This is a genomic window from Streptomyces sp. M-16, assembly GCF_052114405.1.
Lineage (GTDB): Bacteria > Actinomycetota > Actinomycetes > Streptomycetales > Streptomycetaceae > Streptomyces.
The window spans coordinates 1-10,139 of record NZ_JBFRER010000182.1; the positions used below are offsets into that span (position 1 = coordinate 1).

Below are 10,139 nucleotides of genomic sequence, written 5' to 3' on the forward strand. Positions count from 1 at the left end.
TTCCACCTGGTCGCGCAGGCCCGCCGCCGACCTGGCGGACACCACCACGGGGACCACCGGCAGCTCCCGGGAGCCCGCCTCCGCGGCGGGCTCCGTCACCGGGGCCTGCTCCAGGATCACGTGCGCGTTCGTCCCGCTCACCCCGAAGGACGACACCCCCGCACGCCGCACCCGCCCCACCTCAGGCCACACACGCTCCTCGGCCAACAGCTCGACCGCACCCGCCTCCCAGTCCACCTCCGAAGACGGCATACCCACATGCAACGTCCTCGGCAGCACACCGTGCTCCAGCGCCATCACCATCTTGATGACACCACCCACACCCGCAGCCGCCTGCGCATGCCCGATGTTCGACTTCAACGACCCCAACCACAAAGGCTGTTCGCCGCCCCGGGCACTGCCGTAGGTGTCCATGAGGGCCTGGACCTCGATCGGGTCGCCCAGCTTCGTGCCGGTGCCGTGGGCCTCGACCGCGTCGACGTCGGCGGCGGTGACCTGGGCGTCGGCGAGGGCCTGGCGGATGACGCGCTGCTGTGCGGCGCCGCTGGGAGCGGTGAGGCCGTTGCTGGCGCCGTCCTGGTTGACGGCGGAGCCGCGCAGGACGGCCAGGACGCGGTGTCCCTTGCGCACGGCGTCGGAGAGCCGTTCGACGAGCAGGATCCCGGCGCCCTCCCCGGGGCCGAAGCCGTCGGCGGAGTCCGCGAAGGCCTTGCAGCGGCCGTCGGCGGCCACACCGCGCTGGCGGGAGAACTGGACGAAGACGGCGGGTGTCGACATGACGGTGACGCCGCCCGCCAGGGCGAGGTCGCACTCGCCGCGGCGCAGGGACTGGGCGGCCTGGTGCAGGGCGACCAGGGAGGACGAGCAGGCCGTGTCGACGGTCACCGCGGGGCCTTCCAGGCCGAGGGTGTAGGCGATGCGGCCGGAGGTGAAGCTGACGACGCTGCCGGTGAGCAGGTCGCCTTCGAGCTGGGCGGACGGCGCGTGGACGCCGGAGGTGTAGCCGCCGTCCCAGGCACCGACGAACACGCCGGTGCGGCTGCCGTGCAGGGACCGGGGATCGACTCCGGCCCGTTCGAGGGCCTCCCAGGAGGTTTCCAGCAGCAGCCGCTGCTGGGGGTCCATGGCCACCGCCTCGCGCGGGGAGATGCCGAAGAAGGCGGGGTCGAAGGCGCCCGCCGCGTCCAGGAAGCCGCCTTCGCGGCAGTAGGAGCGGCCGGCCGCGTCGGGGTCGGGGTCGTAGAGGCCCTCGACGTCCCAGCCGCGGTCCCCCGGGAAGGGGGAGACCGCGTCGGTGCCGGAGGAGACCAGCTTCCACAGGGCCTCGGGGCTGTCGACGCCGCCGGGGAAGCGGCAGGCCATGCCGACGATCGCGATCGGCTCGTGGGCCCGGGACTCCAGGTCCTTGAGGCGTTCGCTGGTGCGGTGCAGTTCGGTCGTGGCCCGCTTCAGGTATTCGCGGAGCTTGTCTTCGTTCGCCATGTCTCGTCACCCGTCACGTGCTGTGCGGTTCAGAACCGCTCGTCGATGAATGCGAAGATCTCGTCGTCGTCGGCGTCCTCCAGGGACACGGCGACGGATCCGCCGGGGTCCGAGGGCCCGGTGCCCCCGGTGGTGTCGTTCGTGCCGTTGGTGGCGCCGATGCCGTTCCACAGGCCGGTGAGGGCCGCGAGCCGGTTGGCGATCTCCTTGTGGGCGGCTTCGTCGGGGCCCGCGGCGCCGTGCGCGGCCCGGCCGGACAGGGATCCGAAGAGGGCCTCCAGGCGGTCGAGTTCCGCCATGACGGAGGTGCCGCCGGCGTCGCCGGCCGGGGTGGCCGCGGTGTCGTCCCGCGGTGCGAGGGCGCGGTGCAGGTGTGCGGCGAGGGCCACCGGGGTGGGGTGGTCGAAGACCAGGGTCGCGGCCAGGCGCAGCCCGGTGTCGGCGGCGAGCCGGTTGCGCATCTCGACGGCGGTGAGGGAGTCGAAGCCGAGTTCCTTGAAAGCGCGGTCGACGGTGATGCCCTCGGGGCCGCCGTGGCCGAGGACGGCCGCGGCGTGGGCGCGTACGGCGTCGAGGAGCAGTTCCTCCTGTTCCTCGGCGGGCACGCCCGGAAGGCGGTCGGCGAGGGTGCCGGTGGGGCCGCTGGGCTGCCGGGGGCCGCTGGGGGCGTGGGCGTCGGTCGTGCCGACGAGGGCGCTGAGGAACGGGGGGACGGGTCCGGCGGCGCGCAGGGCCGCCGGGTTGAGGCGGATCGGGACCTGGAGGGGGGTGTCCCGTGTCTGGGCGGCGTCGAAGAGCGCGAGGCCCTCGGCGTCGGTGAGGGGCATGACGCCGCCTCGGGCGAGACGGCGGTGCATGCCGCTCTGGTCGAGGTGGCCGGCCATGCGGCTGTTGCTGGACCACAGGCCCCAGGCGAGGGAGACGCCGGGCAGTCCCAGGGAGCGGCGGTGGTCGGCGAACGCGTCGAGGAAGGCGTTGGCGGCCGCGTAGCCGCCCTGCCCGGGGCTGCCGAACAGCGCGGACGAGGAGGAGTAGAGGACGAACGCCGAGAGGTCGAGGTCCTTGGTGAGGTCGTGCAGGTGGAGTACGGCGTCGACCTTGGGACGCAGGACGGTGTCGAGGGTTTCGGGCGTGAGGGTGGCCAGGGTGCCGTCGGAGAGGACGCCGGCGGTGTGGACGACGGCGGTCAGCGGGTGGGCGGCGGGGACGGCGGCGAGCAGCGCGGCGAGCTGGTCGCGGTCGGCCGCGTCGCAGGCCCGTACGGTGACGCGGGCGCCGAGCCCGGCGAGTTCGTCGGCGAGTTCGGCGGCGCCCTCGGCTTCGGGGCCCTGCCGGCCGGCGAGGACGAGGTGGCGTACGCCGTGGGCGGTGACGAGGTGGCGGGCGACCGCGCTGCCGAGGGTGCCGGTGCCGCCGGTGACGAGGACCGTGCCGTGGGGCCCGAAGGCGGGCGGCATGGTCAGGACGAGCTTTCCGGTGTGGCGGGCCTGGCTGAGGGTGCGGAACGCCTCGCGGGCGTGCCGGACCTCGTGGACGGTCAGCGGCAGGGGCCGCAGCACGCCCGCCTCGAACAGGACGAGGAGTTCGCGGAGCATCTCCCCGACCGTTTCGGGGCCGGCCTGGACGAGGTCGAAGGCCTGGTAGTGGGTGCCGGGGTGGGCGGCGGCGACGGTCTGCGGGTCGCGGACGTCGGCCTTGCCCAGTTCGAGGAAGTGGCCGCCGCGGGGCAGGAGGCGCAGGGAGGCGTCGACGAATTCCCCGGCGAGGGAGTTGAGGACGATGTCGACGCCGCGGCCCGCGGTGCGGGCGAGGAAGGCGTCGGCGAAGCCGGTGGTGCGGGAGTCGGCGATGGCGTCGTCGGTGAGGCCGAGTCCTCGCAGGGTGTCCCACTTGCCGGTGCTCGCGGTGGCGTGGACCGTGAGGCCGAGGTGGCGGGCCAGTTGCAGGGCGGCCATGCCGACGCCGCCGGCGGCCGCGTGGACGAGCAGGGACTGGCCGGGGGTGGCCCGGGCCAGGCGGGTCAGCGCGTAGTGGGCGGTGAGGAACACGGCGGGGACGGAGGCGGCTTCGGCGTAGGTCCAGCCGGCCGGGACCGGGGCGACCATGCGGTGGTCGGCGACGGCGTACGGGCCGAATCCGCCGGTCCACATGCCGAGGACCCGGTCTCCGGGGGTGAGGGTGCTCACGCCGGGTCCGACCTCGGTGACGACGCCGGCCCCCTCGGCTCCCATGACGGCCGCTTCGCCGGGATACATGCCCAGTGCGATGAGGGTGTCGCGGAAGTTGATGCCGGCGGCCCGTACGGAGATCCGTACCTGGCCTTCCTCCAGGGGGGCCAGGGTGTCGGGGGCGGGGGCGAGGCGCAGGCCTTCGAGGGTGCCGCTGCCGTCGGTGGCGAGCCGCCAGGCGGTGGTGCCGGCGTCCGGTACGAGGAGGTCCGTACGGGGGTCGGTGGTGCCGGCGCGGGCCAGCCGGGGTGCGCGGACGGCGGCGCCGCGGACGGCGAGCTGGGGTTCGGTGCCGGCCAGGGCGGCGGCCAAGGCGGTGCCGTCGACGGCGGCGGGGTCCAGGTCGAGGAGGGCGAAGCGGCCGGGTTCCTCGGACTGGGCGGAGCGGATCAGGCCCCACAGGGTGGCGGTGGCCGGGTCGGTGACGTGCTCGTCGGGAGCGGTGGCGACGGCGCCGCGGGTGACGAGGGTGAGGGCGGTGTGCGCGTACCGCTCGGGGGCGTCCAGCCAGGTCCGGGCGAGGTCGAGGGTCCGGTGGGTGACGGTGTGGGCGGTCGCGGCCTCGGGGCGGGGGTGCTGGGGGAAGGAGACGACGACGCTGTCGGGGGTGGCGGCGTCGGTGTCGGCGAACAGCGCGGCCAGGTCGGGGTACCAGTCGCCGTGGCCGCCGGTGCTCTCCAGGGCGGCGAGGACCTTGGCGTGGTCCTCGCCGACGACGGCGATGCGGCGTCCGGGCGGGGCCGCGGCGGTGTGCTGCCGCGGCCAGGTCACCTCGTGGAGGGATCCGCCCCGCAGGGCGCCCACGGGGCCCGCGGCGGCGGCGAGCTGTTCGTCGGAGACGGTACGGACGAGGAGTTCCTCCACGTCGAGGACGGGGCGGCCGTCCTCGTCGGCGCAGCGCAGGGTGACGGCGTCGGGGCCGGCGGGGGTGACGGTGACGCGCAGCCGGTCGGCGCCCTCGGCGTGCAGGCGGACGCCGCGGACGGCGAACGGCATGCGGGCGCGGCCGTCGTCGGGGAAGAACGCGCCGAGGCTCATCGCCTGGAGCGCCGCGTCGAGGAGCGCCGGGTGGATGCCGAAGCCCGCGGAGCCCTCGCGGGTCTGCGGGGGCAGGGCCACTTCGGCGTGGACGGCGGTGCCGTCGCGCCAGCCGTCGCGGAAGCCGCGGAAGTGCGGGCCGTAGTCGTAGCCGCGGGCGGTGAACTCCTCGTAGAAGGAGTCGGGGGCCGGGCGGGACGCGGGCCGGGCGGCGGGCGCCGGCCACCCGGGAGCGGCGGCGGGCGGCGTGTCCCCGGCGGGGGCGGCGACGGCCTCCGCGTGCCGCTGCCAGGGCGAGCCGGGGGCGGCGCCCGCGGCGCGGGAGTGGACGGTGAGGGTGCGCCGGCCCTCCCCGTCGGCGGCGGAGACGAGCAGGCGCAGTTCGACGGCGCCGGTGTCGGGCAGGACCACGGGGGCCTGGAGGATCAGCTCGTCGAGGCGGTCGCAGCCGGACTGCCGGCCGGCCCACAGGGCCAGGTCGACGAGGGCCGCGCCGGGCAGCAGTACGGTGCCCAGCAGGGCGTGGTCGGCGAGCCAGGGCTGGGTGTCGGCGCCGATGCGGGCGGTGTAGACGACCGATCCGGACTCGGGGAGTTCGACGCCGGCACCGAGCAGGGGGTGCCCGGCCTCGTGGAGGCCCACGGAGGCGGCGTCGCCGCGGCGGGCGGGCGCGTTGTACCAGTAGCGCTCGCGCTGGAAGGGGTAGGTGGGCAGTTCCACCCGGCGGGACCCGCTGCCGAAGAGGGCGTCCGCGTCGATCTCGACGCCGCTGACGTGGGCCATGCCGAGCGCGGCGCCGAACCAGCGGGCACCGCCCTTGTCGCGGCGCAGGGTGGCGAGGACGGCGGCGTGGGCGCCGGTGTCGGCGACGGTCTCCTGGAGGGAGGCCGCGAGCATCGGGTGGGGGCTGGATTCGAGGAAGACCTCGTGGCCGTCGGCGATGAGGGAGCGCACGGCCCGCTCGAACTCGACGGGTTCGCGCATGTTGCGGTACCAGTACGCGGAGTCCAGTGCGGCGGTGTCGAGGAGGCCGCCGGTGACGGTGGAGTAGAAGGGGATCCCGCCGGTCCGCGGGGCGACGGGGGCGAGGACCTCCAGGAGGTGCTCCTTGAGGGCGTCGACCTGGGCGGAGTGCCCGGCCGTGTCCACGCCGGGGATGGCACGGGCGTGGACGCCCTGCGCGGTCAGCTCGTCGAGGAGTTCGCGCAGGGCGGCGGGCTCCCCGGCGACGGCGGCGGTGCCGGGGCTGTTGACGGCGGCGACGGACAGCCGGTCGCCGAAGCGCTCCAGGCGGCGCCGCAGCGCGTCGGGGGCCAGCGATACGGCGATCATGCCGCCCTTGCCCGCGAGGGTCAGCCAGGCCTGGCTGCGCAGGGCGACGATGCGGGCCGCGTCGTCGAGGGAGAGCCCGCCGGACACGTACGCGGCGGCGATCTCGCCCTGGGAGTGGCCGACGACGGCCGAGGGGTGGACGCCGAGGGACCGCCAGGCGGCGGCCAGCGACACCATCATGGTGAACAGGACGGGCTGGACGACGTCGACGCGGCCGAGCGAGGGCGCGCCGGGGACCTGCCGCAGGACGTCCATGACGGACCAGTCCAGGTAAGAGCCGAGGGCGGCGTCGCAGGCGAGGGCGGCCTCCCGGAAGACGGGCGAGCGGTCGAGGAGCCCGTCGGCCATGGCGGGCCACTGGGAGCCCTGGCCGGGGAAGACGAACACGACGCGGTCGCCGGGGCCGGCGGCCCCCCGCAGTACGGCCAGGTGCGGCCGGTCCTGGGCGAGTGCGTTGAGGGCGTCGAGGATCTCCTCGCGGCTCTCGCCGATGACGGCGGCCCGGCGGGCGAACCGGGAGCGGGCCTTGAGCAGGGTGTACCCGGCGTCGGCGGGGTGGGTGCCGGGGTGTTCGAGGAGTCCGGCGCGCAGCCGGGCCGCCTGGGCGCGCAGGGCGTTGTCGGAGCGCGCGGACAGCAGCAGCGGGACGGTGACCTCCTCCCACCCGTCGGTGCCGGTGTCGGCGCCGGGCGCGGTGTCGGGGCCGGTGGCGGCGGGGCGGGGGGCTTCCTCGACGATGACGTGGGCGTTGGTGCCGCTGATGCCGAACGCGGACACGGCGGCCCGGCGGGGGGTGTCGGCCTGCGGCCAGTCGACGTCGTCGGTGAGCAGGGACACCGCGCCGGACGACCAGTCGACGCGCGGGGTGGGCTCGTCGACGTGCAGGGTGCGGGGCAGGGTCCGGCCGCGCAGCGCGAGCACCATCTTGATGACGCCGGCGACTCCGGCGGCGGCCTGGGTGTGGCCGATGTTGGACTTCACGGATCCGAGCCACAGCGGGTGCTCGGTGGAGCGGCCTTCGCCGTAGGTGGCGAGGACGGCCTGTGCCTCGATGGGGTCGCCGAGTTCCGTTCCGGTGCCGTGCGCCTCGACGGCGGTGATGTCACCGGGCTCCAGACCGGCGTCGGCGAGGGCCTGGCGGATGACGCGCTGCTGGGAGGGGCCGTTGGGGGCGGTCAGGCCGTTGGAGGCGCCGTCCTGGTTGACGGCGGAGCCGCGGATGACGGCGAGGACGGGGTGCCCGTTGCGTTCGGCGTCGGAGAGCCGCTCGACGAGCAGCAGGCCGGCCCCCTCGCCCAGGGCGACGCCGTCCGCGGAGGCCGCGAAGGCGCGGGAGCGGCCGGTGGGCGACATGACGCGCTGGCGGGAGAACTCGACGAGCATCTCGGGCGTGGACATGACGGTGGCGCCGCCGACGAGGGCCAGGCCGCATTCGCCGCGGCGCAGCGACTGCACGGCCAGGTGCAGGGCGACCAGGGACGCCGAGCAGGCGGTGTCGACGGTCACGGCGGGACCTTCGAGCCCGAAGACGTACGAGAGGCGGCCCGACATGACGCTGGCGGAGTTTCCGGTGCCGAGGTAGCCGTCGAAGTCCTCGTCGCCGTTCTGCAGCAGCGGCATGTAGTGCTGGCCGTTGGTGCCGACGAACACGCCGGTCCGGCTGCCGCGCAGCAGGCCGGGGTCGATTCCGGCCCGCTCCATGGCCTCCCAGGAGGTTTCCAGCAGGAGCCGCTGCTGCGGGTCCATGGCGAGGGCCTCGCGGGGCGAGATGCCGAAGAACTCCGGGTCGAAGTCGGGGGCCTCGTGGAGGAATCCGCCTTCGCGGACGTACGTACGGCCCTTCGCGTCGGGGTCCGGGTCGTAGAGGCCGTCCAGGTCCCAGCCACGGTTGGTGGGGAAGGTGGAGATGGCGTCGCCGCCACCGCGCACCAGCTGCCACAGCTCGTCGGGGGTGTTGATGCCGCCGGGGAAGCGGCAGGCCATGGCGACGATCGCGACGGGTTCCGCGTCCCCGCCGGCGGGGGCGGTGGCGAACGGTCCGTCCGCCTGTTCGTCGGGTCCGCCCGACGCCAGTTCGTGGAGGTGGCGGGCGACGGCCGCGCTGGTGGGGTGGTCGAAGACGAGGGAGGCCGGCAGTTCCAGCCCGGTGGCCTCGCGCAGCCTGTTGCGCAGTTCGACGGCGGTCACGGAGTTCACGCCGAGTTCCCGGAACGCCCGGTCGGGGGTGACGTCCTCGGCGGAGCTGTGGCCGAGGACGGCCGCCACGTGCGTACGGACCAGCCGCAGCAGTTCGCGGCGCCGCTCCTCGGCGTTCTTCCCGCGCAGGCCGGCTGCGAGGGCTCCGGGGGTGTCGCGGGCGTCCTCGGCGGCCCGCCGTTCGGCTGCGCGCAGCGCCCGTACGGCGGGCAGTTCATCGAGGAGGGTGCCGGGGCGGGCGGCGGTGTAGGCGGGCGCGAAGCGTTCCCAGTCGACGTCGGCGACGACGATGCCGCTGTCGCGGCGGGCGACGAGCGTGCCGAGTGCGTCGAGGGCCCGCTCGGGCTCCAGGAGGGCCAGGCCCGCGCGGAGGAGCCGCTCGGCGGCGGGCCCGGTGAGGGCGTCCCGCCAGGGGGTCCAGGCCACCGAGGTGGCGGGGAGCCCGCGGTGGCGGCGCTGTTCGGCAAGGGCGTCGAGGTAGGCGGTGCCGGCCGCGTAGCCGCCCTGCCCGGCGCCGCCCCACACGCCGGCCACGGAGGAGAACAGGACGAGGGTGTCCGGCGCGGCACCGTCGGGGAGCGTGCCGAGCAGGGCGTCGAGACGGCCCGCGAGGCCGCTCTTGGCGGTGACGGCCGCCGCGAAGCCTTCCAGGGTCGTGTCCCCGAGGGCGGTGAGCGCGGCGGCCGGCGGGGCGACGTACACGGCGGAGGGCGTGTACCGGGCGAGGAGGGAGCGCAGCCCGGCGTCGTCGGCGAGGTCGCACGCGCCGAGGGTGGTGCGGTCGGCGAGGTCGGCGAAGTCCTCGCCGGAGAGGTCGGGCAGGGTCGCGGCGGGTCCGGCGAGGACGACGTGCCCGGCGCCGTCGGCGAGCAGCCGGCGGGCGAGGGCTCCGGCGACGGGAGCGGTGTCGCCGACGATCAAGGCGGTGCCGTGCCCGGCAGGGGCTTGCGCGGTGCGGCCGGGGGCGGCCGGGAGGAGCCGGCGCCCATAGGTGCCGGACCCGCGTACGGCGACCTGGTCCTCCGCTCCCGGCGCGGCGAGGAAGGCGGCCAGCCGCCGGAAGGAGCGGGCGTCGGGCTCGGCGGGCAGGTCGACGAGACCGCCCCACTGGGAGGGCAGTTCCAGCGCGGCGACCCGCCCCAGACCCCAGGTCTGGGCCTGTACGGGCGAGGGGGACTCGGCGGGCGACACGGCGACCGCGCCGGTGGTCGCGGCCCACAGGCGGGCCTCGGTCCCGGCGTCCGCGGCGGCCTGCGTCAGGGTGAGGGTGGCGGTGAGACCGAGGGGGACGCCCGGGTGGTCGGGGTGCTCGCCGGGCATGAGGGAGAGCAGCGACAGGACACCGGTGAGCGGCTGGGCGCCGGGGCGGCCGGCGGCCTCGGCGAGGTGGGCCCGCAGGAGGGAGCGGTCGGCGTGGACGGGATCGATGGCGAGGGTCTCCACGGCTGCTCCGAGGCCGGTGAGGGCCTGCCKGGCGGATTCCGCGTCGGCGCGGCCGGCCGGGGAGTCGGGCAGGACGAGCAGCCAGCGACCGTGCAGCCGGGCGGCGCTGTCGTCGCCGCGCAGGCTGTGCCAGCCGACGCGGTAGCCGAGGGGCTCCGGCCCGTCGGCGTCGGCGCGGGCGGCGGGGGCTGCGGGCAGCCAGTGGTGGGTGCGCTGGAAGGCGTAGGTGGGCAGGTCGACGCGGCGGGCGCCGGTGCCCTCGAAGAGCTGCGCCCAGTCGATGTCGGTGCCGCGCACGAAGAGCTCGGCGACGGAGGTCAGGAAGCGTTGCAGGCCGCCTTCGTCACGGCGGAGCGAGCCGGTGGTGACCACCTCGGCACCGACCGCCTCCGCCGTCTCCTGGATCCCCATGGTGAGGAC

2 protein-coding genes are annotated in these 10,139 nt (G+C 75.9%); both read right to left on the reverse strand.

Annotation, left to right across the window (positions count from 1 at the left end; genetic code table 11):
- A partial coding sequence (locus AB4039_RS39785; RefSeq protein WP_442273063.1) for a type I polyketide synthase occupies positions 1-1,482 on the reverse strand: 1,482 nt, incomplete at its 3' end.
- A gap of 29 nt (positions 1,483-1,511) precedes the next feature.
- The gene (locus AB4039_RS39790; RefSeq protein ID WP_442273064.1) at positions 1,512-10,130 is read right to left on the reverse strand and encodes an SDR family NAD(P)-dependent oxidoreductase; all 8,619 of its coding nucleotides are present in this window, start codon (positions 10,128-10,130) and stop codon (positions 1,512-1,514) included.
- Positions 10,131-10,139: the final 9 nt, after the last annotated feature.